General features: G+C 56.1%; 1 protein-coding gene. It reads left to right on the forward strand.

The features are described 5' to 3' along the window. The coding region (locus tag IRZ56_RS22920) for an autotransporter adhesin family protein (protein WP_230390506.1) at positions 1-659 on the forward strand (659 nt) is incomplete at both ends.

Raw genomic sequence — 659 nt, forward strand, 5'->3', positions numbered from 1 at the left:
TCGAAGTGACCATCGTCAGCAAAGGCGATGTGACCGAAGATCAGCAGCCAACCTTCACCATCCGGATCAGTGAAAAACTCGATCACGATGTGACGGTCACGCTGAGCAACAACCAGCAGGTCGTCATCCAGGCCGGTAAGACTGAAGTCGATTATTCGTTGCCGGCTCAAGGCGATGACGTCTTCACCGACCCAGGCAAAGCCGAACTGGGCGTCACCGACGCGACCGTCGACGGCAAGCAGTTCGAAAATCTGCAGCTGAGTGGCAAGGCGGTCGTCAATATCACCGACACCGTCAGCGAAGTAACCGCCACGTTGTCTGTGGATACATCCACTGTCGCTGAAGGTGGTGAAATTACTTACACCGTCACTCTCAGCAATGGCCAAAAGCTGCCGGTCACTGGTCACGGTGGCTTGGTGTTCAAGCTGACCGATGGCACCGAAGTCACTATTCCAGCCGGTAGCGCCAGTGGCTCCGTCACCGTTAAAGCACCAGATGATGTGTTCACCGGCGGCCAGCCAACCATTACCAACAAGCTTGAGTCGGTAGAAGGCGGCGACAAGTTCGAGAAACTCACCCTCGACGACCAATCCGTTTCGACCAAGATCACCGATGAGCCAGGCTCAGGCACTCCAGGCACCGGCAATGAAGGCGACAAG

This window comes from Pseudomonas guariconensis (genome assembly GCF_015680235.1).
In the GTDB taxonomy this organism is placed as follows: Bacteria; Pseudomonadota; Gammaproteobacteria; order Pseudomonadales; family Pseudomonadaceae; genus Aquipseudomonas; species Aquipseudomonas guariconensis_A.